General features: G+C 73.1%; 26 protein-coding genes. 11 read left to right on the top strand and 15 right to left on the bottom strand.

Annotated features, from left to right (window positions below):
* Positions 1-8: 8 nt before the first annotated feature.
* The 3 genes from H297_RS0101510 to H297_RS33885 form a co-directional block, all read right to left on the bottom strand.
* Positions 9-929, bottom strand: coding sequence for an AEC family transporter (locus H297_RS0101510; RefSeq protein ID WP_027735604.1), 921 nt, complete (start codon positions 927-929; stop codon positions 9-11).
* A 109-nt stretch (positions 930-1,038) separates the two neighbouring features.
* Positions 1,039-1,692: a response regulator transcription factor gene (locus H297_RS0101505; RefSeq protein ID WP_027735603.1), complete on the bottom strand. Its 654-nt coding sequence runs from the start codon at positions 1,690-1,692 to the stop codon at positions 1,039-1,041.
* A 65-nt stretch (positions 1,693-1,757) separates the two neighbouring features.
* Positions 1,758-3,242, bottom strand: a complete 1,485-nt coding sequence (locus H297_RS33885) for a histidine kinase (protein WP_064744768.1) — start codon at positions 3,240-3,242, stop codon at positions 1,758-1,760.
* A 281-nt stretch (positions 3,243-3,523) separates the two neighbouring features.
* On the opposite strand from H297_RS33885, the gene H297_RS0101495 reads away from it, so the two are divergent.
* The gene (locus H297_RS0101495; protein ID WP_027735602.1) at positions 3,524-4,120 is read left to right on the top strand and encodes a hypothetical protein; all 597 of its coding nucleotides are present in this window, start codon (positions 3,524-3,526) and stop codon (positions 4,118-4,120) included.
* 25 nt (positions 4,121-4,145) lie between these two features.
* Here the strand turns inward: H297_RS0101495 and H297_RS0101490 are convergent, their stop codons facing one another.
* Genes H297_RS0101490 through H297_RS0101470 form a run of 5 tightly spaced genes read right to left on the bottom strand, consistent with a single transcriptional unit; the run spans position 4,146 to position 7,933 of the window.
* Entirely contained in the window at positions 4,146-5,054 is a 909-nt protein-coding gene (locus tag H297_RS0101490; protein ID WP_486589364.1) for a hypothetical protein, read from the bottom strand.
* 48 nt (positions 5,055-5,102) lie between these two features.
* A complete protein-coding gene (locus H297_RS0101485; RefSeq protein ID WP_027735600.1) occupies positions 5,103-5,732 on the bottom strand; it encodes an HAD-IA family hydrolase in 630 nt (209 codons plus the stop codon).
* Complete coding sequence (locus tag H297_RS0101480; RefSeq protein WP_027735599.1) at positions 5,729-6,301, bottom strand: cob(I)yrinic acid a,c-diamide adenosyltransferase; 573 nt, start codon at positions 6,299-6,301, stop codon at positions 5,729-5,731. The genes H297_RS0101485 and H297_RS0101480 overlap by 4 nt, the downstream gene beginning before the upstream one ends.
* Positions 6,302-6,357: 56 nt before the next feature.
* Positions 6,358-7,113, bottom strand: coding sequence for an ABC transporter permease (locus H297_RS0101475; protein ID WP_027735598.1), 756 nt, complete (start codon positions 7,111-7,113; stop codon positions 6,358-6,360).
* A gap of 28 nt (positions 7,114-7,141) precedes the next feature.
* The gene (locus tag H297_RS0101470; protein WP_027735597.1) at positions 7,142-7,933 is read right to left on the bottom strand and encodes an ATP-binding cassette domain-containing protein; all 792 of its coding nucleotides are present in this window, start codon (positions 7,931-7,933) and stop codon (positions 7,142-7,144) included.
* An 80-nt stretch (positions 7,934-8,013) separates the two neighbouring features.
* Here H297_RS0101470 and H297_RS0101465 point away from each other — a divergent pair, with 80 nt between their 5' ends.
* The 8 genes from H297_RS0101465 (at position 8,014) to H297_RS0101430 (ending at position 16,909) form a co-directional block, all read left to right on the top strand.
* Positions 8,014-8,670, top strand: a complete 657-nt coding sequence (locus tag H297_RS0101465) for a TetR/AcrR family transcriptional regulator (protein ID WP_027735596.1) — start codon at positions 8,014-8,016, stop codon at positions 8,668-8,670.
* A gap of 188 nt (positions 8,671-8,858) precedes the next feature.
* Positions 8,859-9,707, top strand: a complete 849-nt coding sequence (locus tag H297_RS0101460) for a 3-hydroxyacyl-CoA dehydrogenase family protein (protein WP_027735595.1) — start codon at positions 8,859-8,861, stop codon at positions 9,705-9,707.
* A gap of 283 nt (positions 9,708-9,990) precedes the next feature.
* Positions 9,991-10,359, top strand: coding sequence for an STAS domain-containing protein (locus H297_RS0101455; protein ID WP_027735594.1), 369 nt, complete (start codon positions 9,991-9,993; stop codon positions 10,357-10,359).
* A gap of 109 nt (positions 10,360-10,468) precedes the next feature.
* On the top strand, positions 10,469-13,039 hold the full coding sequence (locus tag H297_RS33880; protein WP_199787121.1) for an ATP-binding protein: 2,571 nt from the start codon (positions 10,469-10,471) through the stop codon (positions 13,037-13,039).
* A gap of 100 nt (positions 13,040-13,139) precedes the next feature.
* Positions 13,140-14,105, top strand: a complete 966-nt coding sequence (locus H297_RS33875) for an ABC transporter ATP-binding protein (RefSeq protein WP_051351403.1) — start codon at positions 13,140-13,142, stop codon at positions 14,103-14,105.
* Positions 14,102-14,911, top strand: coding sequence for an ABC transporter permease (locus tag H297_RS0101440; RefSeq protein WP_027735593.1), 810 nt, complete (start codon positions 14,102-14,104; stop codon positions 14,909-14,911). Before H297_RS33875 ends, H297_RS0101440 begins: the two co-directional genes overlap by 4 nt.
* A gap of 47 nt (positions 14,912-14,958) precedes the next feature.
* Positions 14,959-16,254 (top strand): sensor histidine kinase, encoded by a 1,296-nt coding sequence (locus H297_RS33870; protein WP_051351402.1) that lies wholly within the window; start codon positions 14,959-14,961, stop codon positions 16,252-16,254.
* Positions 16,244-16,909: a response regulator transcription factor gene (locus H297_RS0101430; protein WP_027735592.1), complete on the top strand. Its 666-nt coding sequence runs from the start codon at positions 16,244-16,246 to the stop codon at positions 16,907-16,909. Before H297_RS33870 ends, H297_RS0101430 begins: the two co-directional genes overlap by 11 nt.
* 29 nt (positions 16,910-16,938) lie before the next feature.
* On the opposite strand, the gene nucS is transcribed toward H297_RS0101430, so the two are convergent.
* The gene (nucS, locus tag H297_RS0101425) at positions 16,939-17,601 is read right to left on the bottom strand and encodes an endonuclease NucS (RefSeq protein WP_027735591.1); all 663 of its coding nucleotides are present in this window, start codon (positions 17,599-17,601) and stop codon (positions 16,939-16,941) included.
* A gap of 217 nt (positions 17,602-17,818) precedes the next feature.
* Between nucS and H297_RS0101420 the strand changes: the two genes are divergently transcribed.
* Positions 17,819-18,211, top strand: coding sequence for an SCO5389 family protein (locus tag H297_RS0101420; RefSeq protein WP_027735590.1), 393 nt, complete (start codon positions 17,819-17,821; stop codon positions 18,209-18,211).
* 171 nt (positions 18,212-18,382) lie between these two features.
* Here H297_RS0101420 and H297_RS0101415 read toward each other — a convergent pair whose 3' ends face one another.
* Positions 18,383-19,438 (bottom strand): LLM class flavin-dependent oxidoreductase, encoded by a 1,056-nt coding sequence (locus H297_RS0101415; RefSeq protein WP_027735589.1) that lies wholly within the window; start codon positions 19,436-19,438, stop codon positions 18,383-18,385.
* A 302-nt stretch (positions 19,439-19,740) separates the two neighbouring features.
* Between H297_RS0101415 and H297_RS0101410 the strand changes: the two genes are divergently transcribed.
* Positions 19,741-20,103: a hypothetical protein gene (locus H297_RS0101410; protein ID WP_027735588.1), complete on the top strand. Its 363-nt coding sequence runs from the start codon at positions 19,741-19,743 to the stop codon at positions 20,101-20,103.
* Between the two features lie 68 nt (positions 20,104-20,171).
* On the opposite strand, the gene H297_RS0101405 is transcribed toward H297_RS0101410, so the two are convergent.
* The 5 genes from H297_RS0101405 to H297_RS0101385 all read right to left on the bottom strand — a co-directional run bounded on the left by H297_RS0101405 (position 20,172) and on the right by H297_RS0101385 (position 26,079).
* Positions 20,172-21,155: an ABC transporter permease gene (locus H297_RS0101405; RefSeq protein ID WP_027735587.1), complete on the bottom strand. Its 984-nt coding sequence runs from the start codon at positions 21,153-21,155 to the stop codon at positions 20,172-20,174.
* The gene (locus H297_RS33865; RefSeq protein WP_037792470.1) at positions 21,155-22,582 is read right to left on the bottom strand and encodes an ATP-binding cassette domain-containing protein; all 1,428 of its coding nucleotides are present in this window, start codon (positions 22,580-22,582) and stop codon (positions 21,155-21,157) included. Before H297_RS33865 ends, H297_RS0101405 begins: the two co-directional genes overlap by 1 nt.
* Positions 22,583-22,714: 132 nt before the next feature.
* A complete protein-coding gene (locus H297_RS0101395; RefSeq protein WP_027735586.1) occupies positions 22,715-23,485 on the bottom strand; it encodes an ABC transporter permease subunit in 771 nt (256 codons plus the stop codon).
* Entirely contained in the window at positions 23,482-24,669 is a 1,188-nt protein-coding gene (locus H297_RS33860) for an ABC transporter ATP-binding protein (protein ID WP_078513657.1), read from the bottom strand. The genes H297_RS0101395 and H297_RS33860 overlap by 4 nt, the downstream gene beginning before the upstream one ends.
* A 459-nt stretch (positions 24,670-25,128) precedes the next feature.
* Positions 25,129-26,079, bottom strand: a complete 951-nt coding sequence (locus H297_RS0101385; protein WP_027735585.1) for a cellulose-binding protein — start codon at positions 26,077-26,079, stop codon at positions 25,129-25,131.
* Positions 26,080-26,141 lie beyond the last annotated feature (62 nt).

The following is a 26,141-nucleotide window of genomic DNA, read 5'->3' as shown; positions in this document are numbered from 1 at the left end:
GCGGGCGCTCAGCCCAGCAGGGCCACCACCGCGAAGAGCACGGGGACGGCCAGCACGGTCGAGACCAGGATCGCCTCGCGGGCCAGCCGGGTGGCGACCCCGTACCGGCTCGCGTAGGCGAACAGGTTCTGCGCCGCGGGCAGGGCGGACGTCACGACCACGGCGAACAGGACGCGCCCCGCCAGCCCGAAGACGAACGCCCCGAGGGCCCAGGCGGCCAGGGGCTGGCCCACGGCCTTGAGGGCGACAGCCAGCACCAGCGGTCCCCGCTCGCCGTTGCGCCCCGGCATGGTGCTGCCGTACAGGGAGATGCCGAAGGCCAGCAGCACGGCGGGCACGGACATCGCCCCGACGAGGTGGAACGGCTCCATCACCGGCCGGGGCACCCGCCACCCGGCAGCGGCGACCGCGACCCCGGCGAGGGAACCGAGGACGATGGGGTTGCGCAGGGGACCGGTGAGGCGCTGCAGTGCGCTGCCGCCCCGGCCCGAGGTGCTCAGGTCGAGGACGGTCAGCCCGACGGGTGTCATCACCAGCAGTTGGAACAGCAGCACGGGGGCGACCAGTGAGGCGTCTCCCAGCACGTACGCGGCGACGGGGATGCCGAGGTTGCCCGCGTTGACGTAGCCGGCGCACAGGGCGCCCACGGCCGTCGGTGCGACCGGCCATCGCCGTACCGCGCCGACGAGGGCGTAGCCGCCCGCCATGGCGAGGGCGGAGAGGGCGGTGACGGCCAGCGGGGCGGAGGCGAGGAGCGCGAGGTCGGCGCGGGAGAGGGTCTCGAACATCAGCGCCGGGCTGGCGACGTGGAAGGCCAGCTTCGTGAGGATCTCCCCGCCACCGTCCCCCAGCACCGCGTAGCGGGCCAGGAGATACCCGGTGCCGATGACGGCGGCGATGACGGCGAAGCCGGTGAGCACGCCGGACACGGCTGACCTCCCCTGCACGCGGAGCCACCCTTGGACCGGCGGCTCCGCACGGATCGAAGACTCGCTCAATTGTCGTTACGTGTGTGCGGGGTCCCGTCGGCGGGTCCTGTCAGGGGGCGGAGATGCCCAACTCCTGTGCGAGCACGGCGGCCTGGGTGCGGCTGCGCAGCTGCAGTTTGGCCAGCAGCCGGCTGACGTGCGTCTTGACGGTGGCCTCCGCCATGGCCAGCCGGTGGGCGATCTGTGCGTTCGACAGCCCTTCGCCGAGGCAGCCGAGGACCTCCCGCTCCCGGCGGGTGAGCTCCCCGAGGCCGGGCGGCTCCTCGGCGGTGCGCGCACCCGTGGCCGATGCGCCGGCGAACTCGGCGATCAGCCGCCGGGTCACCGCGGGCGCGATCATGCCCTCACCGCGGGCCACGGTGCGGACCGCCTCGACGACCGCGGCGGCCTCGCTGTCCTTGAGCAGGAAGCCGGCCGCACCCGCGCGCAGCGCGCCGAAGACGTACTCGTCGAGGTCGAACGTGGTCAGCACCAGCACGTCGGCGAGGCCCGCGCCGGTGATGCGGCGGGTCGCGGTCACCCCGTCGAGCCGCGGCATCTGGAGGTCCATCAGCACGACGTCGGGCGCCAGTTCGGCCGCGAGCCGCACCGCTTCCTCGCCGTCCCCCGCCTCGCCGACGACGTCGATGCCCCGTGCGTGGCGGAGGATGAGGACGAGCCCGGCACGCACCGCCTGCTGGTCCTCGGCCACCAGGACGCGGATGTCCGTGCCCGCACCCGGTTCGGCGTCGTTCGCGCGGGCCGCTCCGGTCTGCCGGCCGCTGCCGCTCACGCGTCCGTCTCCTTCCACTCGGCGCTCGGGTGTGCGCGCTCCTGCGCCGGTCCGTGCTGGTGCTCGCGCTCCGGCCCGTCCGTGCGCTGCTGTCCGTTCCCCTGACCGTTCCTGTGCTCGCGCCCGTGTGCCCGCTCGCGTGTGTGCGGTGGCGTGGCGGCGGTGCGGGCGTCGGTCGGCGCGGGGGCGGCAGGGTCCGCCACGGGCAGCGTGGCCCGTACCTGCCAGACGCGCCGCCCCTGGGCCGCGGCCGGGCCCGCGGACAGCGTGCCGTGCAGCAGCGCGACGCGTTCCCGCATGCCGACCAGTCCGGCGCCCGCACCGGGAGCGCGGGGAGCGTCACCGTGCACCCCCTCCCCGGCCAGCGGGCTGGTGACCCGCAGACACAGGTCGCCGCCCTTGGCCCCGGCACCGTCACCGTCGTACTGGTGCAGTTCGACGGCGACGGTGCCGGGGGCGGCGTGCTTGAGCGCGTTGGTGACCGCTTCCTGGACCACCCGGTAGGCGGCCAGCTCCACGGGTGCGGGCAGCTCGGCCGCGCCCGTGGGACGGCGGTCGACAAGGGTGAAGGCGCGGCCGTCGCCCGCCATGGCGCGGGCCCGCTCCAGCAGGGCATCCACCCCGTCGAGGGAGGGAGTGGCGGCGGGTTCGCCGGCGTCGGCCGCGTTGCGCAGCAGACCGATGAGGCGGCGCATCTCGGCCAGGCCCTGCACGCTGTTCTCCCGGATGACGCCCAGCGCGTCGCGGGTGGCGCTGCGCGTGTCCGCCCCGCGGTCGCCCTCGTCCTGTTCGTCGTCCCGCTCGTCGGCCAGGGACAGCGCGGCGGTCGAGTGGATCGCGATGGCCGACAGGTGGTTGGCGACGACGTCGTGCAGCTCGCGGGCCATGCGAGCCCGTTCGGCGTTGATCGCCTGTGTGCGGTCCAGCTCGGCCAGCAGCGCCGTCTGGCGGGCCCGCAGCCGCTCGGCCGCGGCCTTGTCGCGGTGGTTGCGGATCATCTCGCCCGACGTGGTGGGCACCAGCAGCACGCCTGCGCAGGCCGCGATCAGCAGCAGGGTCTCGGCCCGGTGGAAGAGCACCAGCAGCAGCCCCGAGAAGAGCACCGTCGCCACGACGGAGCCGCGCAGGACGGCCCGCGAGAAGCGTGCCGATCCGTAGAGCACGCCGGCGTAGAGCAGGTCCGTGAAGAGCACCATGGTCGCCAGCAGCGAGCCCACCAGCAGGTCGGCGACCTGGGCGGGCAGGGTCACGAGCAGGGCATAGGGCTGGGCGGTACGGCGCACCAGCGCGGCCAGGCACATCACGGCCAGTGGCAGCAGCGCCGTCCAGTGCGGAAGGTGTTCCACGATCGGGTCGCTGCCCAGGTCGAAGACCCACAGCAGCAGGCCGCCGACGGCACCGCAGAGGGAGACGAGCACATCGTCACGGTGCGGGCGCAGGGCGCGCGGCACGCGGCACGGCGCCGTGGCTGCGGTGGTCATGGCCCCATTGTCCCGTGAGCGTCCCGCACGGGTGCTCCTCCACCGGGGCGAAGCCCGCCGGGCGGCACTGCATCTTTCGATGCAGCCGTGCCCGGCCGGAATCCTCACGCCCGACGACGCTTCACGGGCCCTGCCCGGGCCACGCTGGGGCAGGCCGGCCCGTGGACGACGCCGACCGGCGGACCGGCCCGCGAACGACCGGGCGGTGGCGACGGGCTTACCGGGGCGGGAGGGGCGGGCCCGGACACCGCCCGACCGGAGACGACTCGGAGGGCTTGAACATGATCGTGACGCTGGTCGTCGCATGCGAGATCGGCTTCTGGGTGCTGCTGGCCGCCGGTCTTGCACTGCGCTACCTGGCCAGGATGCCCCGTACCGGGGCCGCCGTGCTGCTGTGCGAGCCGCTGCTGGAGGTCGTGCTGCTGATCGTCACCGCGGTCGATCTGCGGGGCGGTGCCCAGCCCGACTGGAAGCACGGCCTGGCCGCTGTCTACATCGGCTTCACCGCGACCCACGGCCACTACATGGTCAGGTGGGCGGACGGTCACGCCGCGCACCTGCTGGGGCGCGGGCCGCGCCCGGTGGGACCGCCGCGGTACGGCATGCCGCGGGCCGTCCACGAGTGGAAGATGGCCGCGCGGGGCATCGGCGGCGCGGCCCTGGCCGCCGGGCTCCTCCAGGCGGCCGTCTGGTACGTCGGCGACGGTCCGCAGAGCGAGCCGCTGCACGCCTGGCAGGGCCGCATGGGGGTGGTGGCGGTGATCTGCCTGATCATCGCGGTCAGCTACACGGTGTGGCCCAAGCGCCCGCCCCGCGGTGCCCGGGACACCGAGGCGGCCGGCGCCGGCTCCCTGGAGGGCACCGGCGAGCGGAGGTGACCGGGGGGCGAAGGACGTCCCCGGGTCAGGCGCCCGGGTCGCGGCCGGGCGCCTCCTTGCTGTCGGCCTTCTTCAGGGCCGACAGCGTGGCGCGGGTGTCGGACTTCATCCAGGCGGTCACCCGCGGGGCGGACGGCGGCTCGTAGTCCTCGTCGATGCCTCCGCCGAACCAGCTCCAGCTCATCTCGTACGTCATCCACCCGGCGCGCACCTCCAGCTTGAGGCTGCCCAGACTGTCCGCGCGCTGCTCCTTGACCAGGTAGGCCTCGTCGCCGAAGCCCTTCACGGGAGAGACCTTGTACTGGTAGGTCTCGGACTTCTGGCTCAGCCAGGTCCGCTGCCGGGAGGCGAACTCCCCGGCGGGGTCGGACTTCTTGTGCCACTCCACGTGTGTGCTCACGTAGGTCGTCGGCGGGGTCCGCGACGTCTCGCCGTGCTCGATCATGGTGCGGCTGCAGTTGCTCACGTCGAGCCCCTTCTGCCGCGAGGAGTAGCCGTCGGGGTCGCGGCTGGCCGACTTCTCGACCTTGTACTTCCTGCTGAACGCCGGCAACTTCGCCGTCGCGCACATGTCGTGGTGGAAGCGGTAGCCCCGGAAGTCGGCCGTCGCACCGTCCGCGCCCTGGTCCAGTGCCCCGGTGGCCATCAGCGTCGCGGCCCAGGTGGCCGACGCGATCACCACGCCGCCCAGCGCCCACAGCCAGCGCGGCCCGCCGGCGCGTGCGGGCGGGCCCGACGGCGGCCCGGGCGGGACCGTGGGTGCGGGGTGCGGCTGCGCGTACGGGTTGAACTGGCCCACGGGAAGTGCCGTGGAGGTGGGCTGTTGCGCGTACGCCTGTCCGGCAGGGGGCTGCTGTCCGTACGGCGGCGGAGAGTAGGGCTGCTGGGCGTGCGGCTGCTGTGGCTGGTGCGGCTGTGCCCCCGGTATGGCCATGCGGGCACGGTACTCGCCCCTCCCGGACCGGTGTGCGGCGCCCCGAGATCAGGAGTCGCCGGCCTCGGGCAGGCCGGCGGCGAACGTGTCGAGGACGGACAGTGTGGAGGCCGCGTCGGTGTGCACGTGTCCCTGCATGCCCAGCGCGCGGGCGGCCTCCACGTTGGCCGGTACGTCGTCGACGAACAGCGCCTCGGAGGCGGTGGCGCCCAGCAGTTGAAGAGTGTGGGTGTAGATGCGCCGGTCCGGCTTGGCACAGCCCACCTCGCAGGAGAGCACGGCGACGTCGGCGGCGGGGAGCACGGCGCCGAGGTGGGGGCGGGCGTCCGGCCAGGCGTTGCTGACGAACGCGGTGGCCGCCCTGCCCCGCAGCGCCCGTACCGCGTCGAGCAGCGCCTGGTCCCACACCGGGTCCGCCGCCAGGTCCGCCCGCAGCTCGGGCACCTCCTGCGCCGTCAGGCCGAGCCGCTCGCGGACCACGGACCACCACCGGGGTCCGCTCATCCGTCCGACGAGGACCTCCGTGTCGTTGCCCGCGTAGACGGCCGTGACGAAGGCGTCGGGAGTGATGTCCAGCCGTGCCGCCCATTTGGCCGACGCGGCCGGCAGCTTGTCCTCGACCACCACGCCGCCCAGGTCCATCAGCAGGGCGGGCCGTCCGCCCGGTGGAGCGCTCACCGTTCGCCGCCCGGCACCCACAGCACGTCGCCGACCGCCTTGTTGGCCGTGCGGGCGAGAATGAACAGCAGGTCGGAGAGGCGGTTGAGGTAGGTCGCGGTCAGCGGGTTCATCGTCTCGCCGTGTTCCTCCATGGCGGCCCAGGTGGAGCGTTCGGCGCGGCGGACGACGGTGCACGCCTGGTGGAGCAGCGCCGCGCCCGCTGTGCCGCCCGGAAGGATGAACGACCGCAGCTTCTCCAGGTCTTCCAGGAAGCGGTCGCAGTCGGTCTCCAGCTTGTCGATGTAGGCCTGTTCCACGCGCAGCGGCGGGAACTGCGGGTTCTCCACGACGGGAGTGGACAGGTCGGCGCCCACGTCGAACAGGTCGTTCTGGACCCGCAGCAGGACGGTGCGGACCTCCTCGGCCAGGTCACCCGTGGCCAGGGCGACACCGATCGCGGCGTTGGCCTCGTTGGCGTCCGCGTACGCCGCGATGCGGGAGTCGGTCTTGGCGGTGCGGCTCATGTCACCGAGCGCGGTGCTGCCCTTGTCGCCGGTACGGGTGTAGATCCGCGTGAGGTTAACCATGCCGCGAGCGTAGCCCGCACGGCCGGGACCGGACCGCTGCGGCCCGGCCCGTGCCGTCAGGCGCCGACCTTCCGGAACACCTGGGTGCCCAGCCCCAGCGAGACGGCCGCCAGTGCCAGGGCCACCGCGCCGCCCAGGGCGAGGGAGCCGCCCGTGTAGTGCCCGAGGAAGGCCTCGCGCACGGCGTCGACGACGTACCGGAAGGGCACGAAGTGGGAGACGGCGTCCAGCCAGCCGGGGGCCAGCGTCATCGGCAGCAGGATGCCCGAGAGCAGCATCGCGGGCAGGTTGAGCGAGTTGATCACCGGTGCGAACTCCTGCGGGGAGTTCACGCGCATCGCCAGCGCGTAGGACAGCGAGGCGAGCGAGGCGGCCAGCACGGCGACCAGGACGAACCCCACGGCCACCCCCAGCAGGGGTGCCCGCAGTCCGAAGGCAACACCCACCAGGACCAGCAGCAGCGACTGCGCCAGGAGTTGGAGGATGTCGCGCACCAGCCGCCCCAGCAGCAGGGCCAGTCGGCTGACGGGGGTGACGCGCATCCGCTCCACCACCCCGTGCTGTTTCTCGATCAGGACGGTGAAGCCGACGAAGGCGGAGGAGAACAGGCCGAGCTGGACGAGCAGGCCCGGCACGAGCGTCTGCCACGAGTCGCCGCCTCGATCCAGGTCGAGGTCCTCCAGGAGGGGGCCGAAGAAGATCAGGAAGAGCAGCGGCTGGAGCAGCCCGAACAGCAGGTTGAGGCGCGAGGAGAGGGTCTGGCGGACGTAGCGCCTGGCGATGATGCCGGTGTCGGTGAGCAGGGCGGGCATGGGCTTCCGTTTCGTCGTCGGGACGGGATCAGACGGCAAGCGGCGCCGAGTCCGCGGGTGCGCGCCTGGTATCGCGCCCGGTCAACGCGATGAAGGCGTCCTGGAGGCTGGCGTCGGCGGATCCGGCGTGGGCCTGCTTGAGCTGGGCGGAGGTGCCCTCGGCGACGATGCGCCCGCCGTCCACGATCACCAGGCGGTCGGCGAGCGCGTCGGCCTCGTCCAGGTAGTGGGTCGTCAAGAAGACCGTCATGCCGCGCTCCTGGCGCAGGGTGCGCACCAGTGTCCACAGGTCGGCGCGGCTGCCCGGGTCGAGCCCGGTGGTCGGCTCGTCCAGGAAGAGCAGGGCGGGACGGTGGGTGAGCGCCATGGCGATGTCGAGCCGCCGCCGCTGCCCGCCGGACAGGGCCCGGCAGGGTCGCTCCAGTAGCCCGGTCAGCTCCAGTTCGACCGCCAGCTCCGACGTGCGCTGCTCGGCCTCCTCCTTGGTCAGACGGTAGAGCCTGCCCTGGGTGGTGAGCTCCTCGCGGACGCTGACGGAGGGGTCGACGCCGCCGGACTGGGCGACGTACCCGATGCGGTGCCGCACGCCGCGCGGGTCGGTTACCAGGTCGCGGCCGGCCACCGTGGCGCTGCCCGCGGTGGGCGGCAGCAGCGTGGTGAGCATCCGCAGCGTGGTCGTCTTGCCTGCTCCGTTGGGGCCGAGGAAGCCGAGGATCTCGCCCTCCTGGACGGTCAGGTCGATACCGCGGACGGCCTCGACGGTGCCGTTCCTGGTGTGGAAGGTCCGGGTCAGCCCGGTGGCGTGGATGGCTGCTGGCATGCCGACAGAAAAACAGAGTCGCCCAAATATTGCAACCTACCCAAGTTTTGACCGTCACCAGCGACGCGTACGATGAGGCCATGGCCAGCACCGCCCCGACAGAGGGCCGCAGGGAACGGAAGAAACGCCTGACACGGCAGCGGATCTCCGACATCGCCACCGGTCTGTTCATGGCGCGCGGTTTCGACGCGGTCACCATCGCCGAGATCGCCGACGCCGCGGACGTCTCGGTCAACACGGTCTACAACTACTTCCCGGCCAAGGAGGACCTCTTCTTCGACCGGGAGGAGGAGATGGTCGAGCGCGCCGCCTCCCTGGTGCGCGAGCGCGAGCCCGGCCGGTCCGCCGCCGCGGCGGTGCTGGGCAGGCTGCGCCAGGACATCGCCGACCGGAACATCTACGGCGGTGTCCGGGAGGGCTTCGACGACTTCATGCGTGTGGTGCGGGAGTCCCCCGCCCTCGTCGCACGCCTGATGGTGCTGCACCACCGCACCGCCGCCCGGCTGCGGGAGACCCTGGTGGCGGAGACCGGTGCGGCCGACGGCGACCCCCTGCCCGGGCTGGTCGCCTACGAGCTGGTGAACGTGACGGAGCTGGTGACCAGGCACGCCACGCTCGCGATCGCCGACGGCACCTCACCCGAACAGGCGGCCCGCGACGCACTCGCCGAACTGGACGCCTACGAATCCTTGGTCACCGACGAGCTCCTCAACTACGCGACCAGGCCCCACCCCTGATCCGCCCTCACCTACGGCCACCCGGCGGTGTGACGTCCGCCATGTGAGACGTGATACGTGTCTCTTCCCGGCCCATGCCGCGCCGATAAGCGCTAATGTCCGCCGGGCGGACGGTCAATCACAGGCGCGCGGGTGACGCCGCACCAGCGGGCGGACCACCCGGCGGGACGCGAAGTGAGGGGAAGAACGTGGCGAAGAAGCTCGCCGTCATCGGAGCCGGCCTCATGGGCTCCGGAATCGCGCAGGTCTCCGCCGTGGCGGGCTGGGATGTGACGCTCCGCGATGTGACGGACGAGGCGCTCGCCCGGGGCACCGACGGGATCAAGGCGTCCGTGGACAAGTTCGTCGCCAAGGGCAAGCTGACGGCCGCGGACGCCGAGTCGGCGCTGGCGCGCATCTCCACCACCACGGACCTGGACGCGGCGGCCGACGCCGACGTCGTCGTGGAGGCGGTCTTCGAGCGGATCGAGGTCAAGCGGGAGATCTTCGCGGCCCTCGACGAGCTCGTCGGCGAGCACACCGTCCTGGCCTCGAACACCTCCGCCATCCCGATCACCAAGATCGCGGCAGCCACCGCCAGGCCGGAGCGGGTCGTGGGCACCCACTTCTTCTCGCCGGTGCCGATGATGGCACTGTGCGAGCTGGTACGCGGCCACAAGACCAGCGACGAGACCCTCACGGCCGCCCGGGAGTTCGCCGAGTCCGTCGGCAAGACCTGCGTCGTCGTCAACCGCGACGTCGCCGGCTTCGTCACCACCCGCCTCATCTCGGCCCTCGTGGTCGAGGCGGCCAGGCTCTACGAGTCGGGCGTCGCCTCGGCCGAGGACATCGACACCGCCTGCAGGCTCGGCTTCGGGCACGCCATGGGCCCGCTGGCCACCGCCGACCTGACAGGCGTCGACATCCTGCTGCACGCCACCGAGAACATCCACACCGAGTCCCAGGACGGCAAGTTCGCCCCTCCGGAGCTGATGCGGCGGATGGTCGACGCCGGGGATCTCGGACGCAAGAGCGGGCAGGGCTTCTACACCCACTGAGGCCCCGCCTCCGGCCCTTTCGGCTGCACGGCCGCTCGCCCGCAAGGGTGAAAGTCCGTATCGGTCAGGACACGGACGACAACTCGGCCCCACCGGAATCCGTCTTCACTGGGAGGGCCCCGAGGGCGCCCCTCCCCACCCGCGGAGGGCGGCCTTCCCGCAGCGCATCGGACTCCGCGACCGTCACGGGGAGTCACCGCAGCATCCCGGTCCGGAACATCTGCCAGGGGGCCGGGCAGCACACCGAAGGACGCACGCCACGGACACCACTCCGGGAGCACATATGGACATCAGGGGCGACCACGCCGAGCTGGTCGTCGGAGGTCGTCTCGACGTCCGCAGCGCCGCGGACGCCCGTACGGTCCTGCACGCCGCTGTCGACTCGGGCGACGGCGACCTCGTGCTCGACCTCGCCGCGCTCGACTCGTGGGATGCCACGGGGCTCGGCGTGATCATGGGCGCGCACCGCCGGGCGGGGCGCTGCGGCAGAAGGCTCGTCCTCCGCAAGGTGCCGCCGCAGATGCAGCGCGTTCTGGTGGCCACCCGGCTGCACCGGATCCTGGCGATCGAGCCGGTCGGATCCGCGGCCGCGGGCGGCCGGTCCACGGGGTCCGCCGGGCACGGACGGTCCGGGGTCCTGGCGAACCCATGACAATCCCGCCGGTGCCGCCCCCGCACCGCTCCGCTTCCTGGACAATGGAGGGCGCGCACCGGACCGGCCCCACCCGGGCGGCCGGAGGCGCCATCAGTTCTTGGGAGACATGACGATGGATCGGCACGGCAGCGACAGCTTCCCGCACGGTGACCCGCACGAGCCCACCGGCGACGCACGGCCCGGCCCCGCACCCGCCGACGGCGCGCGGTCCGGCGGCGCCCAGGCCGGTGGCGCACGCTCCGGCGCGCAAGCTGCCGGCGGCACGGCGGACGGCACCGAGCGGCCCGCCGGCGACCCGGCCAGGGCCGTCCGGCTCGTCGCCGAGGAGTACCTCGTCACCGTCAACCCCGTCGACGGCAGCGAGGTCGAGCCCCGCCCGCCCGGCGACCGGCAGCAGGCCCCCCGCAAGCTCGCCCCGCAGGAGCGGCCCGCGGTCCCCGGGCCCACGGCTGCGGCCCAGCTTCCGCCCGGCAGCCTCGTCGAGCGGGACGAGGAGCGCGAACGCCTCACGCGGCTGCTCTCCCGCGGCCGCTCCGTACGGCTCACCGGGCCGCCCGGATCGGGACGCAGCACCCTGATCGACGCCGTCGCCGAGGACGTCGCCCACCTCGCCCCCGACGGCGTCGTGCGGCTCAGCGGCCACCGCCGCACCCCCAGCGACCTGATGTACGACCTGTTCGCCGCCGTGCACCACGCCCCCCTCCACCGACCCGGCAAGATCGAACTGGTGCGCGCACTGGCCGGCGTCGGCGCCGTCGTCCTCGTCGACGACCTGGAGTTCGGCGGCACCGCCCTCGACGAGCTGCTCCGCGCCACCCCCGAGTGCGCCTTCCTGTTCACCACCACGCCGCAGGTGCCCGCGCCCGCCGCCGACTCCTGCGTCGACGAGGTCTTCCTCGCCGGGCTCAGCCGCACCGGCTGCGTGGAACTGCTGGAGCGCGCCGTCCACCGCCAGCTCACCGACGACGAAGCCGACTGGGCGTCCGGCCTGTGGTTCGACTCCGAGGGTCTGGCGCTGCGCTTCGTGCAGGCCGGCGCACTGCTGCGGCTGCAGGGCAGCGGCGGAGTCGTCCCCGGCCTCAGCGGCGACGCCGCACTGACGCCCCTGCTGGCCGCGGCCCTGACCGAGGCGGGCCGCGACGCGCTGCTGACCGCCCTCGCCCTCGACGGCGTCCTCCCGCACCCCACCCAGCTCCCCGCCCTCACCGGCGACCCGCACGCCGAGGACTGCGTCACCGAACTCCTCTCCTTCGGCCTGATCAGCCCGGCCGGCGACCACTTCCGGCTGGCCGCAGGTGTCGCCGAACAGCTCACCGGGGCCGGCTTCGGCGAGGGCCGCGACACCCGCGCCCTCGCCGCCGCGCAGCACTACGCCTGGTGGGCGGGGCACCCCTCCCTCGGCGCCGCCCGCCTCACCCAGGAAGCCGACGCGCTGCTGGCCGCCGCCCGCGGCGCCCACCAGGGCGGCAACTCCAACGCCGCCGTGCTGCTGGCCCGTACCGCCGCCCCCGCCCTGGCGGCAGGCATGCGCTGGAGCGCCTGGGAACGGATGCTGCGCTGCGGACAGGAAGCAGCCAGGGCCTCCGGCGAACTCGCCGAGGAGGCCTACTTCCACCACGAACTGGGCATCCTCGCCCTCGCCGCGGGCAACCCCGAACGGGCCCGCACCGAGCTGGAGGCGGCGCTCGCCCTGCGCGGCACTCTCGCGGAACAGCGCGGCATGGTCGCCGGGCGCCGGGCGCTGGCACTGGTCACCGACCGGCTCGCCATGGCGGGCGGCACCGGCGCCGCCGGGTCGGCCTTCGCCGCGGCACCCCCCTACGGGACCGCCACCCCGCCGGACGGCAGCACGGCCGTGTCGCCCCCGCCCGGACCGGGGGCACCGCACGGACCCACCGAGGGGCCGACCGCCGTGCTCGCCCCGGCCGCCGCCGCGCAGGAGGCACCGGGCGAGACGCTCGTCTCCGCCTCGGCCCCGGCCGGTCCCGGCGACGAGCCCTTCCCGAGCGCGGCCGCCGGCAAGGGTGCGCGGCACGGTGCCCCCCGCGGCTGGCGGGCCCTCACCAGCAGCAAGCGGAACATGGCCGCCGCGGGCGCCGGCGCCCTGCTCGCCGCCGTCCTCGGCACCGTCGTGACGCTGGGCACCGTCTCCGACGAGAACGGCACGCCCGACACCGTACGACCCGACTCCACCACCTCCCAGGAGGACGACGAGAAGAACGCCGGCGACGAGCCCTCCGGGGACGACGACACCGGCACCCCCGCCCACCGGCAGCCCGCAGCGGGCTCGCCGTCGCCCGACACGGACGCGCCCTCCTCCACCGACAAGAGCAGCGCACCGGCCGACGACACGCCCAGCTCGACCAAGGGCACCTCCAGCTCCCCCGGGGACCACAGCAGCGACCCGGGCCACGACGACCCGCCGTCCTCGCCCGAGGACCCGCCCTCCTCGCCGGACGATCCCCCCTCCTCGCCGGACGACCCGCCCACCTCCGAGGACCCCGACCCCACACCCACCGACGACCCGACGACCGAGGACCCGTCCTCCGAACCCTCCGGCGGCGGCTCCGCCTCCGGCACGGCGACCGGCCGGGCCCCCGGCAGCGGGCACACCGCCCCCGGCGACGGGGGCAGCGGCAGCGGCAGCCCGTCGTCCGGGTCACCCTCGCAGGGCTGACCGCACCCGGGGCGTGGTCCTGGCATCAACTGATCGGCTGATGGCAGGACGAGAGCGATGGCCGATGTGCGCACGGGCACCGCTGCGCCACGCTCCTGGCATGCCAATTGTCGAAGTCAGCGGGCTGCGCAAGGAGTACGGCGGGCGCCCGGTCGTGGACGGTGTCGGCTTCACCGTCGAGGAAGGCGAGATCTTCGGGATCCTCGGCCCCAACGGTGCGGGCAAGACCACCACCGTCGAGTGCGTGGAGGGGCTGCGCACCCCCGACGCCGGGCGGATCAGCGTCGCCGGGTTCGATCCCGTCACCGAGCACGACGAGGTCACCCGGATCCTCGGCGCCCAGCTCCAGGCAAGTCAGCTCCAGCCCAAGCTCACCGTGGGCGAGGCCCTGCGGCTCTACGCCTCCTTCCACCCCCGGCCCGCCGACTGGCGCGACCTCGCGGCCCGGCTGGGGCTCCGAGACCGCCTCGACGTGCGGTTCGGCACACTCTCCGGCGGCCAGAAGCAGCGCCTCTTCATCGCCCTGGCCCTCCTCGGTAACCCGCGTGCCGTCGTCCTGGACGAGCTGACCACGGGTCTCGACCCGCGGGCCCGCCGCGCGGTGTGGGAACTGGTGGAGGAGATCCGCGCCCGCGGGGTGACCGTGCTGCTGGTCACCCACCTCATGGAAGAGGCACAGCGGCTGTGCGACCGCGTCGCCGTCATCGACCGGGGCCGCCTCGCTGCCCTGGGCACCCCCGCCGAACTGATCAGCCGGAAGGCCGACCCCACGGTCGTCGCCTTCACCCCCTCCCGGCCCCTCGCCGAAACAGAACTCCAGGCACTGCCCGGGGCCCGCTCGGTACGGACGCACGGGCCCCGCATCACCCTGCACGGCACGGACGAGACCGTCGAGGTGCTCCTGTCCACCCTCGCCAGGCGCCGCATCACCGCAGGGCAGCTCCGGGTCCAGGACGCCACGCTGGACGACGCGTTCCTCGACCTGACCGACACCGAGAAGCCCTCGGCCGCTCCCGCGTCACCCGGCGGATCACGGCCCCGCACGCGGCAGGAGAACCCCGCATGACGACGGCACACCCACCCGCCACCCCCACGGCCAGCGCGGCACGCGGCGGCTGGCGCACACGCAGGGCCGCCGCCTCCCTCGCGGTGCTGCGCGCCGAGTTCCGGCTGTTCCTGCGCGAGCCGGCCGCGCTCTTCTGGACCGTCGCCTTCCCCTCCGTGCTGCTCACGGTCCTCGGCCTCATCCCCTCCTTCCGGCAGGCCTCCGCCGACCTGGACGGGCGGCGGACAGTCGACCTGTACGTACCCGTGGCCGTGCTGCTGAGCGTCATCGTCTCGGCGGTCCAGTCGATGCCCGCCGTCCTGACGGGCTACCGGGAACGCGGCATCCTCCGCAGACTCCGCGCCACGCCCGCGCGCCCCCGCCACCTGCTCACCGCGCAGATCGTGCTGCACGGCTGCACCGGCGCGGCGTCGGTGCTGCTCGTCCTCGGCATCGGACGCCTCGCCTTCGGCGTGGCACTGCCCCGGCAGCTCGCCGGATACGTGCTGGCCGTCCTGCTGACCGAGGCCGCCGCCCTCGCCCTCGGCGCCCTCATCAGCTCCCTGGTCCGCACCGGGAAGACCGCACAGGCGACCGGCACGGTGATCCTCTTCCCGGTGATGTTCACCGCGGGCGTCTGGGCACCGGTGCAGACGATGCCGGCGGCGCTGCGGCACATCGTCGAGTCCACCCCGTTCGGCGCCGCCTCCCAGGCGCTGAACCAGGCCGCCACGGGAAGCTGGCCCGAGCTGACGCACCTGGGGGTGACAGCGCTGTGGGCAGCGGTCCTCACCCGGTCGGCGACGCGTTGGTTCCGCTGGGAGTGACCGGCCGCGCCCGGCTTCTGCCCCCACAGTCCCGGCACACTGGATGCATGACGCACGACGGGGCGGCCGCCTCCCTCCCGCAGCAGCGGGAAGCGGATCCGGCCACGGCCCTCACCGGATGGGAACGCTTCTTCCGCTGGGGACCGTACGCGCTCCTCGCCCTGGCCACCCTGCTGACCGTGGCCACCGCCCGGCAGCTGATGACCACGGCGCAGGAGATGGCCGCCGCCGTGCTGCTGACGGCGGCGCTCCTCCTGCAGATCTGGTGGGGCAGGACCGTCCGCACAGCCTCCCGGCCGGTCCGGCGCGGCGTCGTCTACTACGTGCTCCGCTCGGCGATCGCCGCCGTGCTGACCTGGCTCAACCCCTTCTGCGGGCTCTTCGCCGTCCTCGGCTACTTCGATGTCGCCCGCCGGCTGCCGGCCCGCTGGGTACGGCTCGGGCTCCTCGTCAACGCCGTGACCGTGGCCGGATCCCAGTCCGGCGGACTGCCTCCCGCCACCTTCGACGGCTGGCTGGTCCTCTTCGTGCTGTTCGCGATGAACGCCTTCCTGGTCCTCTACTTCGTCCACCTCAACGACCAGGAGGCCGAGGCGGCCCGCGTCCGCGAAGCCACCATCGCCGAGCTCGCCCGCACCAACGCCCGGCTGGAACAGGCCCTGGAGGAGAACGCGGGCCTGCACGCCCAACTGCTCCTCCAGGCACGCGAAGCCGGCGTCAACGACGAACGGCGCAGGCTGGCCGCCGAGATCCACGACACCCTCGCCCAGGGCCTCACCGGCATCATCACCCAGCTCGGCGCCGCCGCCGACAGCGAGACCGGGAACGCGGCGCGGCCCCACCTGGACCTGGCCTCCGACCTGGCCCGGCGCAGCCTCGCGCAGGCACGGCGGTCGGTGCAGAACCTCGCCCCGCGGGAGCTCGAACACGACGCGCTGCCTGCGGCTCTGCACAAGGCCACCGAGGACTGGGCCCGCTCCAGCGGCGCCCGCGCGGAATGCACCGTCACCGGCGACCCCGAGCCCCTCCACGCCGAGGTGGAGGCGACCCTGCTCCGGATCGCCCAGGAAGCCCTCGCCAACGTCGACCGGCACGCCTGCGCCACCCGCGTGGGGGTCACCCTCTCCTACATGGACGACGAGGTCAGCCTCGACGTCCGCGACGACGGGCGCGGCTTCGACCTGCGTACGGTCCGCGAACCCAGCAGCGACGGCGGCGGGTTCGGGCTGTCCGGCATGCGCTCCCGTGCCGAACGCCTCGCCGGCACCGTCGAGGTGGAGACGGAGCCGGGAGGGGGGACGGCGGTCTCGGCTCGCGTACCGTTGGTCCGCCATGACGACTGAACACCCGCCACCCGGGCCGTGCCCCGTCTCCCTCCTCCTCGTCGACGACCACCCCGTCGTGCGGGACGGGTTGCGGGCCATCTTCGAGTCGGCGCCCGGCTTCCGTGTGCTGGGCGAGGCGGCGGGCGGCGTCCAGGGGGTGGAGCTGGCCGCCCGGCTGGCGCCCGACGTGGTGCTGATGGACCTGCGGATGCCGCGGGGCGGGGGAGTCGAGGCCATCGCGCAGATCGTCCGGCGCCGCCTGCCCACCAAGGTCCTCGTCCTCACCACCTACGACACCGACGCGGACACCCTCCCGGCGATCGAGGCGGGCGCCAGCGGCTACCTGCTCAAGGACGCGCCGCCCGAGGAACTGTTCGCCGCCGTACGGGACGTGGCAGCCGGCCGCACCGTGCTCTCGCCCGCTGTCGCCTCCCGCCTCGTCGACCGCGTGCGGGACCCGCGCCCGGCGGAGAAACGGCACGCTCTCAGCGCCCGGGAGCGCGAAGTCCTGGAACTGGTCGCCAAGGGCACCCCCAACCGCGAGATCGCGCGCGCCCTGTTCATCAGCGAGGCCACCGTCAAGACCCACCTCACCCACCTGTACGCCAAGCTCGGAGTCAACGACCGGGCGGCGGCCGTGGCCACCGCGTACGGCCGCGGAATCCTCGGCTGACCCGGCGCACCCGGGTGCCCCGGAGGGGTTCAGAACAGGCGGAGCTTGTCGTCCTCGATGCCGCGCAGGGCGTCGTAGTCGAGAGTGACGCAGTCGATTCCGCGGTCGGTGGCCAGCACCCTGGCCTGCGGCTTGATCTCCTGCGCCGCGAACACGCCCTTCACCGGAGACAGATGCGGATCGCGGTTGAGGAGCTCCAGGTAGCGGGTGAGCTGCTCGACGCCGTCGATCTCGCCGCGCCGCTTGATCTCGATGGCGACGGTCGCCCCGTCGCCGTCCCGGCACAGGATGTCCACCGGGCCGATCGCGGTGGGGAACTCGCGCCGGATGAGCGACCATCCGTCGCCGAGCGTCTCCATCCGGTCCGCGAGAAGCTCCTGAAGGTGTGCTTCCACGCCATCCTTGATCAGCCCCGGATCGGAACCCAGCTCGTGCGAGGAGTCGTGCAGGATCTCCTCCATCGTGATGATGAGTTTCTCGCCGGCCTTGTTCTCCACCGTCCACCGCTGGTCGTCCCCCTCCTTGAGGGTGCAGGGCGGCGACATCCAGTTGAGAGGCTTGTACGCACGGTCGTCGGCGTGCACGGAGACCGAACCGTCCGCCTTGATCAGGATGAGCCGGGGAGCGGAGGGAAGGTGCGCGGTGAGCCTGCCGGCGTAGTCGACAGAACAGCGGGCGATGACGAGACGCATGGTCGGTCACGCTACTTGACGGGCGCACCGGCGCGCGATTCGCCCCCGGATGCGGCGTTCGACAGTGGCGCGAGTATTCCCATTCCCGTCCTCTTCCCACCCCGGGAGCCGTACCGTGAAGCTGGGCGTCGCCGTCCGAGGTTGCGCGACTACACGGTGATGTCCTTTCACCCCCAAGAGATCCGGCTCCCCGGCCGGGTCGCGAGAGGAGAAACCCATGTCGCTCGACGTCCCACCTGCGCTGTTGGAACAGGCTGAACGTGGCGAGGTGGATGAGGCGGCGTTCGTCGACTGCGTCCGCACGTCCCTCCCTTACGCGTGGGAGATGGTCAGCTCGCTCGTCGCGCAGTTGAAGGTCGACGGCGGCGAGTTCGCCGACAACCAGACTCCGCCCCCTGACGAGCAGCACCGTGGCCAGTTGCTCCGTGCGCTGGCGAGCGATGCGATACGGGGCGCACTGGAACGCCACTTCGGGGTGCGGCTCGCGTTCCAGAACTGCCACCGGGTCGCCGTCTTCCCGCTCGACTCGTCGGTGGACGAGCGCCTCGCCCGCTTCACGTCCGTGCGCGGCCAGTTGCTCAACCAGTCCCCGGAACTGCGTGACTGCTGACCGCCACCCCGTCGCCTGACGCGAACGGGACGGCGGACGGGGCATGCATCGTTGCGGCGGTGGGCGGGCCACCGCCGCAACGGCTTGCGGCCTCTTGCGGCGGTTTTCAGCCTTTACCCGTCGCCCCCGTGAACCGCACGGCGGCTCCCCGGCGAGCGGAAGAACCCTGTCTCACCGGACGAGCGGAAGCACCTCGTCGCCCAGCCGGTGGATGTTGCGCACCGTGGCGTCGCGGTCCCCGGTGCCCTCCACCAGCAGAGCGAAGCTTGCGATGCCCGTGCGCTCCGCGGTCGCCGCGAGCCGGTCCGCGCACAACCGGGGCGCACCGACCGGATGCAGCTCGCACAACAGCTCCGTGTAACCCATCGGATCACGCATCCGGCGCGGTCGCCCGTCGACCGTCACATGCTGCCCCAGCCCCTCGCGCAGCCAGCCGGGCATGGCTTTGACCAGCGCCTCCTGTGCCTCGCTGGAGGAGTCCCCCACCTGCACCACGCCGGCCGAGACGTGCTGCGCCGCGGCGGCCTCGACCTCCTCGTACGCATGGCCCGCCGCGAGTGCCTCCCGCCGCCACATGCGCACCATCTCCGCCTTCTCCTCGTCCCCGGCGTGCATGCCCAGCAGCATGGGCAGCAGCCGGGCCGCAGCCAACCGCACCGTGCCCGGCGAGGTACAGGCCACCACCACCCCGGGGGCGCCCGCCTCCGGGGCCTCGCCACCACTCGCCGCGACGGCGCAGTCGGGGCGCGGCACCACCGGCACCTCACGGAACCGGTACCGCCCGCCGTCCGCGCCCACCCGCGGCTCGCGCAGCCACCGCAGCAACAGATCGAGAGCCTCGGGGAAACCCTCCTCGAACGCCTCCAGCCCGCCGCCGAACACCTCCAGGTCCACCCACGGTCCACCCCGGCCCACCCCGAGGGTGAAGCGCCCCTCGGACAGCAGGTGCAACAGCGCGGTCTGCTCACCGAGAGCGACCGGATGCGCGGTGGGCAGCACGCTCACGGCCGTGCCGACGCCGATCCGCCGTGTGCGCCCCAGCAGCAGAGCCGCGAGCGTCACCGCCGAGGGGCACACGCCGTACGAGACGAAGTGGTGCTCGGCCAGCCAGACGTCCGACAGCCCCGCCGCCTCCGCCTCCTCGCCGGCCCGCAGCGCCCGCTCCAGCGCCTCTCCCTGCCCCTGACCCGGGAACTGCGCACCCAGGACGAAAGCTCCAACTCGCATTGCCCACCGCTTCCGTGTCCGCCCGCGGCCGACGGCCTGGCCCGGGACGAGGCGCCCCGCGGAGCCGGACACCTCCTCACCCGGCACTAACGCGTGACACGTGCCGAAGGCACGGCCCGCCTCCCTGTTCATGTGATGAACGCCAATCAGCGCCCTCCTGTGGACAACCCGGACCGGCCCCCTCACCCATGCGTAGGCTGGAACGCACACAGCCACCGCCGCGCCCGCCACCCGGCGTCCGCACGGCGCCGCGAGCGGCTGCCACCTTGTCCACTGCCGCCGACCCCTCCCGAGGTGACCACGTGTCCCCGCGCCGTAACCGCTCCCGCAGCGGTGCCGCCCCCTCAGCCAAGGCCGCCCGCACCGGCACCGCGGCGTCCCGTGACGGGGACGGCCGCGACGGTCGCCCGCGCTACGGCCTGGAGCGCACCGAGGAGTGGCGGGGCGAGGAGTGGGCGGTCCGCCAGATAAGCGGCGGAGCGGCACTCAAGCACTACCGGTGTCCCGGCTGCGACCAGGAGATCGCCCCCGGCGTGCCGCATGTCGTCGTCTGGCCTCTGACAGGGGACGTCGCCGACCGGCGCCACTGGCACCGCGCCTGCTGGAACGCCCGCGACCGCCGCAGCGCCAGACTCCAGCGGTCCCGCAACGCCCCCCGCTACTGAGGGGCGTTGCGGCGAGGGCGACATCGGGGAGGGGCGGGAGGGGGAGGGGGAGGGGGAGGCCCCGGAACCTAGACGTCCCGCTTGCTCAGCAGGGCGTATGCCGCGCCCAGAACGACCAGGGTGACGAGCGCCAGACCGCTTAGCAGGGGCCAGCCCGTGGCGTCCTGGTCCGTGGACATCGGGATGCGGTAGAGGGAGGCCAGGCCGTTCAGCGGGGAGTACTCGATGAGCATCTCCCGGATGTCCCGCAGGGCCTCGCCCGCCATGAACACCGCCATCAGCAGCGGCAGCAACACGATGCCCATCATGGTGGTGATGGCGCCCGCCGAGTGCCGCAGCAGCGCGCCGACCGCCAGCGACAACAGACCCAGCAGCGCCACGTACAGGCCCGCGCCGATCGTCGCACCGAGCCATTCACCGCCGGAGGCGACGAGCTTCCCTCCTTCGAAGGAATCGGCGAGCCGGCCGTGGGACCCGTACGAGGGAGGCGTCTGGTCGCTCAGCAGCACGGAGTTGAGCAGCGCCGTCAGGGTGCAGGCCAGCGTCGTCGTCACGAACGCCAGCACGAAGAAGACCGCGGACTTGGCCAGCAGGACCCGGCCCCGCTGCGGGCAGGCGGTCAACGTCGAGCGGATCATGCCGGTGCCGTACTCGGAGGAGATCGCCAGCACGCCGAGCGTGATCACACAGATCTGTCCGAGCATCAGGCCGAACAGTCCGCTGGAGAGCAACGGCATCCCGGTGTAGTCCTCACCGCTGAGGGCGAGAGCGGTCAGCAGGCCGACGCCCACGACGAGCGCGAACATCACGCCGAGCGTCCACACCGTGGAGCGGACCGTACGGATCTTCGTCCACTCCGAGAGGAGCGCGTGGCCGAGGTGGGTGCGCGCCATTGGAATGGGGGAGCTGTACGGGGCGATGCCGCCCGGCCAGTCGGCCGCGGGGTTCGGCTGCCCGGCGGCCACACCGGTGCCCGTTCCCGTGCCGGGGCCCGCGCCGGGTGCGGCGGGCGGGGCGGGGGTTGCCTGGCCGTTGTGGTGCTGGGTGCTCATCAGGCGTCCTCGCCTTCGTTCTTCGCGTCGCTGGGCGTGCCGGGAGTCGCGCCCGGTGCGGTGCCGGGCTGGGCGCCTTGGCCGTCGCCGGGCGGCTGCGGGCCGGTCCAGGGTGCGGTGGGTGGCGGGACGGGAGCGTCTGTGGCGTACGGGTTGGCGCCCGGCTGCGGCGCCCGCATCTGCATCGTGCCGCCCTCCGGCCTGCTCGGCGGGGGCGCGTCCTGCGGCGCCGCGGGGTACCCGTGCGGTGCCGCGGCGTAGCCCTGCGGGGCGGGGGCGCCCTGCGCTGCCGGCCCCTGGGGCGTCGGCATGCCGTACGGGGCGGGACCCTGGCCGGCGGACGGGGCCGGCCCGGCAGGCGGCATCTGGGGGGCGGCGGCCATGCCGGGCACGGCCGCGGCCTGCGGGGCGGGTGCGCCCATCGCGGGGGCCGACGCCGGTGCCCCTTGCATGGCACCGCCGCCCGGCCCTGCGGGGGTGCCGGGCTGCTGGAGGCCCGTCCGCAGGTCGGTCGTCGAGCGGTAGTCGACGGAACCCTGGGTCAGGCGCATGTATGCCTCTTCCAGCGAGGCCTGGTGCGGGGAGAGCTCCCACAGCCGCACGTCCGCGCCGTGCGCCAGGTCGCTGATGCGGGGGAGCGGCAGCCCGGTGACGCGGAGCGCACCGTCCTCCTCCGGCTGGGCCTGGCCGCCCGCCTCGTGCAGGGCGGTGAGCAGCTTCTCGCGCTGCTCGGGCTCACCGTCGGGTGTCCGCACGCGGGCGAACCCTATGGAGTTGCGCTCGATGAACTCCCGTACGGACATGTCGGCCATCAACTGGCCGCGCCCGATGACGATGAGATGGTCGGCGGTCTGCGCCATCTCGCTCATCAGATGGCTGGAGACGAAGACGGTGCGGCCCTCGCTCGCCAGGCGCTTCATCAGGTTGCGGACCCACAGGATGCCCTCGGGGTCCAGGCCGTTGACCGGTTCGTCGAAGAGCAGGACCTGCGGGTCGCCGAGCAGCGCTGCGGCGATGCCCAGGCGCTGGCCCATGCCGAGCGAGAACCCTTTCGAGCGCTTCTTGCCGACGTCCTGCAGCCCGACGACGCCCAGCACCTCGTCGACGCGGCGGGCCGGGATGCCCGACAGCTGTGCCAGCGAGAGCAGGTGGTTGCGTGCGCTGCGGCCGCCGTGCACGGCCTTGGCGTCGAGCAGTGCGCCGACCTGGCGGGGTGCGTTGGGCAGCCCGCGGAAGGAGTGCCCGCCCACGGTGACCTGCCCGGACGTCGGTGCGTCCAGCCCCAGGATCATGCGCATCGTGGTCGATTTCCCGGAGCCGTTCGGCCCCAGGAACCCGGTCACGGCCCCCGGCCGCACCTGGAAGGACAGGTTGTACACGGCCGTCTTGGCGCCGTAGCGCTTCGTCAGGCCGTATGCCTCGATCATCCGTTGTCCCTGGACGCAGTTCGGGGCTTGCGTGCCCCCGGACATGGCCTAGGAGGTTACGAGGCCGCGGATCGGTTCCATGAGGCGGCCCCCGGGTGGGCGCACGTCGCCGCTTCCCGGGGGCCGGGGGTGTCAGGCGTCGCGTTTCTTGAGGACGACGAACCCCGCGATCAGCGCCGCCGCCGTCCACGCCGCCATGATCAGCAGCCCTTCCCAGGGCCCGTAGGGGCGGTCCAGCGTGCCGGGGACCACGGACATCACCGTCGTACCCGCTTGGTCGGGGAGGTACTGGCCGACCTTCTTGGTGGCGTCGACCGTGCCGAGGATGTTGGAGACGAGGAAGAAGAACGGCATCAGGATGGCGAAGGCCAGCAGGGGGCTGCGCAGTACGAAGGTGATGCCCACGGCGAACAGGGCGATCAGTGCCATGTAGATGCCGCCGCCGACCACGGCGCGCAGCACGCCGGGGTCGCTGATGCTCACCCCGTGGTCGCCCAGCAGCGCCTGCCCCAGGTAGAACGCACAGAAGCTGGTGATCAGGCCGATGACCAGCACGAGTGGCCCGGCGATCAGTACCTTGCACCACAGGAACGTGCCGCGTTGCGGTACGGCGGCCAGCGAGTTGCGGATCATGCCGGTGCTGTACTCGGCGGAGACGACGAGCACGCCGAAGGCGATCATCGCGAGCTGGCCGAGGCCCATCCCGGCGAAGCTGGTGTAGGTGGCGTCGAAGGTGCGCTGGTCGACGGTCGACATGTCGCCGAAGGTCGACGCGGTCACCGCACAGATCAGGGCGCCGAGACCGACGGACACGAGCACGGCTGCGGCGAGTGTCCACAGGGTGGAGCGGACGGAGCGGACCTTGGTCCACTCGGACTTGAGTACGCGGGTGGTGTGACTCATCGGCGGCGCCCCCTCTGCTTCCAGCTCTCACCCCAGGCGGACGGCTGCTGCGTACCTGGTGCCGGCGCCTGTCCGCCGCCGGGCGGCGCCTGTCCGCCCGGCGGTGGCTCCGCTCCCGGCGGCGCCTGTCCGCCCGGCGGCTGCGTACCGGGCGGCATCTGTCCGCCACCGGGCGGCTGCGTGCCCGGCGGGACCTGGCTGCCGGGAGGGGCCCCGGCTCCGGGAGGCACCTGGGCGCCGGGCGGGACCTGGGGTCCGGGAGGGGGCTGTGCGGCGCTCGGAGCGGCGCCGTGGTACTCGACGCTCTGTGCCGTCAGCCGCATGAACGCCTCCTCCAACGAGGCCCGCTGCGGGCTCAGCTCGTGCAGCACGAGGCGGTGTGCGGTGGCGAGCTCACCGATGCGGGCAGCCTCGTCACCGTCCACCTCGATGACCCCCTCCGCACCGCCGGCCGGGCGCAGCCCCTCGCGGGTCAGGAGGTCCAGCAGCCGTTCGGGCTCAGGCGTGCGGACGCGTACCCGGGTACGGGAGTTCTCCGCGATGAACTGGGACATCGAGGTGTCCGCCAGCAGCTTGCCCTGCCCGATGACCACGAGGTGTTCCGCGGTCTGCGCCATCTCGCTCATCAGATGGCTGGAGACGAAGACCGTCCTGCCCTCGCGGGCCAGATGCTGCATCAGGGTGCGGATCCAGTGGATGCCCTCGGGGTCGAGACCGTTGACCGGCTCGTCGAACATCAGGATGCGCGGGTCGCCCAGCAGGGCCGCGGCGATACCGAGGCGCTGGCCCATGCCGAGCGAGAAACCCTTGGGCCGCTTGCGGGCCACCTCGCGCAGGCCCACCATCTCCAGCACCTCGCTGACGCGGCGTTCCGAGATGCCGTTGGACTGCGCCATGCACAGCAGGTGGTTGTAGGCGCTGCGCCCGCCGTGCACCCCCTTGGCTTCGAGGAGGGCGCCGATGCTGTTGAGCGGTTCTTTCAGTTCGCCGTAGTGCTTGCCCTCGATGCGTACGTCGCCACGGGTGGGGGCGTCGAGGCCCAGCACCATCCGCATGGTGGTCGACTTCCCGGCACCGTTCGGCCCCAGGAAGCCGGTGACCATGCCGGGGCGTACGGTGAAACTGAGACCGTCGACGGCGGTCTTGTCGCCGTACCGTTTGGTGAGGTCCCGCAGCTCGATCATTCTTCGACGCTAAGCGGCCCGTGTCTCCCCCGCCACTCGTGCGCATTATCCGCACACCACTCACACATGTGAGATTCCGGATGCCGCTGCGCGTCCCGCGCGCAGTCCCTGCCGCCCCCCTTCGCCTGCTGCACGGAACTTCGCTGTACGTCTGTACGGACTCCGTGCGGACCCCCGAGGCGGCAGCCCCGGCCCCGCACAGGCGCCCGCCCCGCGCACGCGCCGACTCCGCACGCGCGGCGCACACCCCCGTACCCGGCCTCGCCCCCCGTCCCGGCGCGCCCCCGGTACAGGCGAACGCCCCCGCACCGCGAAGGGCGGGGGCGTTCCACAAGCAGCCGCACCGGGCCGCAGCGCACCGGGACCGCGTAGGCGGCCCCGCAGCTGCACCGGCGGGCCACGGCCTGCCGGAAGGGCGGCGAGGCGGCCCGGTGACGGCGAGGGACCTGCGGGGAGCCGTCAGCGGGACTGCTGGGCGGGCACCGAGCGGCCGGCCGCCTCCTCGTCGGCCGCCTCGTCCCCGGCCTGCCCACCGGCCGCCACGGCGGCACCGGTGAGGGTGGCCAGCATCTCGCGCACGTTGGTGAGCTGTGCGTTGATGCTGTCGCGGCGGTTGGTCAGGGCGGCCAGCTCGCGCTCGGACTCGCTGCGCACCCGGTCGGCCTTGGCGTTGGCGTCGGCGACGATGTCCTCCGCCTGGCGCTGTGCCGTCTCGACGGTCTGGCGGGCGCGGCGCTCCGCGTCCGTCCGCAGCTTCTCGGCCTCCAGCCGGAGCTGCTCGGCGCGGTGCTCGATCTCTGCGAGCCGCTTCTCGGCCTTGGCCTGACGGGAGGCCAGGTCCCGCTCGGACTGCTCGCGCCGCTTGGCGAGGTTGGTCTCGAAGTCGGCAGCCGCCTGAGCGGCCTTGGCCCGGGTGTCCTCGAAGAGCGAGTCGGCTTCCTCGCGCTTGGACTGGGCGTCCTTCTCGGCCTCGCTGCGCAGCGAGGCCGCCTCACCCTTGGCCTTCTCGACGATGCGGGAGCCCTCGTCGTCGGCCTTCTGCTTGCGCTCGGCGGCGAACTGCTCCGCGTCGTTGCGCACCTGCTGGGCGGCGCCCTCGGCGAGCTCACGGTGCTGCTCGGCGGCGCGTCGGGCCTCCTCGCGCAGGTCCTTGGCCTCCTCCTCGGCGAGGCGGAGGATCTTCTCGACACGGGCGCCGAGGCCGGCGTACGACGGCTCCGCGTCGTTGACCTGAGCCTGGGCGTTCTGCGTTTCGAGGTGGAGCTCCTCGATGCGCTTTTCCAGAGACGTGATCCGGGCCAGTGCGCTGTCACGGTCGGCGACCAGCTTCGCGATGCGGTCGTCAACCTGTCCGCGGTCGTAGCCACGCCGCACGAGCTCGAAGCCGTAGGGGGAGGAAGTGTCGCTCATGGGGTTCCTGTCGAGTCAGACGGGTTATCAGACGGGGAGTGATAGAAGGAATCCTAGGGGTC

This window comes from Streptomyces sp. CNT360, from assembly GCF_000424785.1.
This window is presented reverse-complemented; position numbering and strand designations above follow the sequence as displayed.

Coding starts and splice junctions, on each gene's coding strand:
- H297_RS33885 (WP_064744768.1), bottom strand. CDS start 3,242: ATGACCACCGCAGCCACGGCGCCGTGCCGCGTGCCGCGCGCCCTGCGC.
- H297_RS0101495 (WP_027735602.1), top strand. CDS start 3,524: ATGATCGTGACGCTGGTCGTCGCATGCGAGATCGGCTTCTGGGTGCTG.
- H297_RS0101490 (WP_486589364.1), bottom strand. CDS start 5,054: ATGGCCATACCGGGGGCACAGCCGCACCAGCCACAGCAGCCGCACGCC.
- H297_RS0101480 (WP_027735599.1), bottom strand. CDS start 6,301: ATGGTTAACCTCACGCGGATCTACACCCGTACCGGCGACAAGGGCAGC.
- H297_RS0101475 (WP_027735598.1), bottom strand. CDS start 7,113: ATGCCCGCCCTGCTCACCGACACCGGCATCATCGCCAGGCGCTACGTC.
- H297_RS0101470 (WP_027735597.1), bottom strand. CDS start 7,933: ATGCCAGCAGCCATCCACGCCACCGGGCTGACCCGGACCTTCCACACC.
- H297_RS0101465 (WP_027735596.1), top strand. CDS start 8,014: ATGGCCAGCACCGCCCCGACAGAGGGCCGCAGGGAACGGAAGAAACGC.
- H297_RS0101455 (WP_027735594.1), top strand. CDS start 9,991: ATGGACATCAGGGGCGACCACGCCGAGCTGGTCGTCGGAGGTCGTCTC.
- H297_RS33880 (WP_199787121.1), top strand. CDS start 10,469: ATGACGATGGATCGGCACGGCAGCGACAGCTTCCCGCACGGTGACCCG.
- H297_RS33875 (WP_051351403.1), top strand. CDS start 13,140: ATGCCAATTGTCGAAGTCAGCGGGCTGCGCAAGGAGTACGGCGGGCGC.
- H297_RS0101440 (WP_027735593.1), top strand. CDS start 14,102: ATGACGACGGCACACCCACCCGCCACCCCCACGGCCAGCGCGGCACGC.
- H297_RS33870 (WP_051351402.1), top strand. CDS start 14,959: ATGACGCACGACGGGGCGGCCGCCTCCCTCCCGCAGCAGCGGGAAGCG.
- H297_RS0101430 (WP_027735592.1), top strand. CDS start 16,244: ATGACGACTGAACACCCGCCACCCGGGCCGTGCCCCGTCTCCCTCCTC.
- nucS (WP_027735591.1), bottom strand. CDS start 17,601: ATGCGTCTCGTCATCGCCCGCTGTTCTGTCGACTACGCCGGCAGGCTC.
- H297_RS0101420 (WP_027735590.1), top strand. CDS start 17,819: ATGTCGCTCGACGTCCCACCTGCGCTGTTGGAACAGGCTGAACGTGGC.
- H297_RS0101415 (WP_027735589.1), bottom strand. CDS start 19,438: ATGCGAGTTGGAGCTTTCGTCCTGGGTGCGCAGTTCCCGGGTCAGGGG.
- H297_RS0101405 (WP_027735587.1), bottom strand. CDS start 21,155: ATGAGCACCCAGCACCACAACGGCCAGGCAACCCCCGCCCCGCCCGCC.
- H297_RS33865 (WP_037792470.1), bottom strand. CDS start 22,582: ATGATCGAGGCATACGGCCTGACGAAGCGCTACGGCGCCAAGACGGCC.
- H297_RS0101395 (WP_027735586.1), bottom strand. CDS start 23,485: ATGAGTCACACCACCCGCGTACTCAAGTCCGAGTGGACCAAGGTCCGC.
- H297_RS33860 (WP_078513657.1), bottom strand. CDS start 24,669: ATGATCGAGCTGCGGGACCTCACCAAACGGTACGGCGACAAGACCGCC.
- H297_RS0101385 (WP_027735585.1), bottom strand. CDS start 26,079: ATGAGCGACACTTCCTCCCCCTACGGCTTCGAGCTCGTGCGGCGTGGC.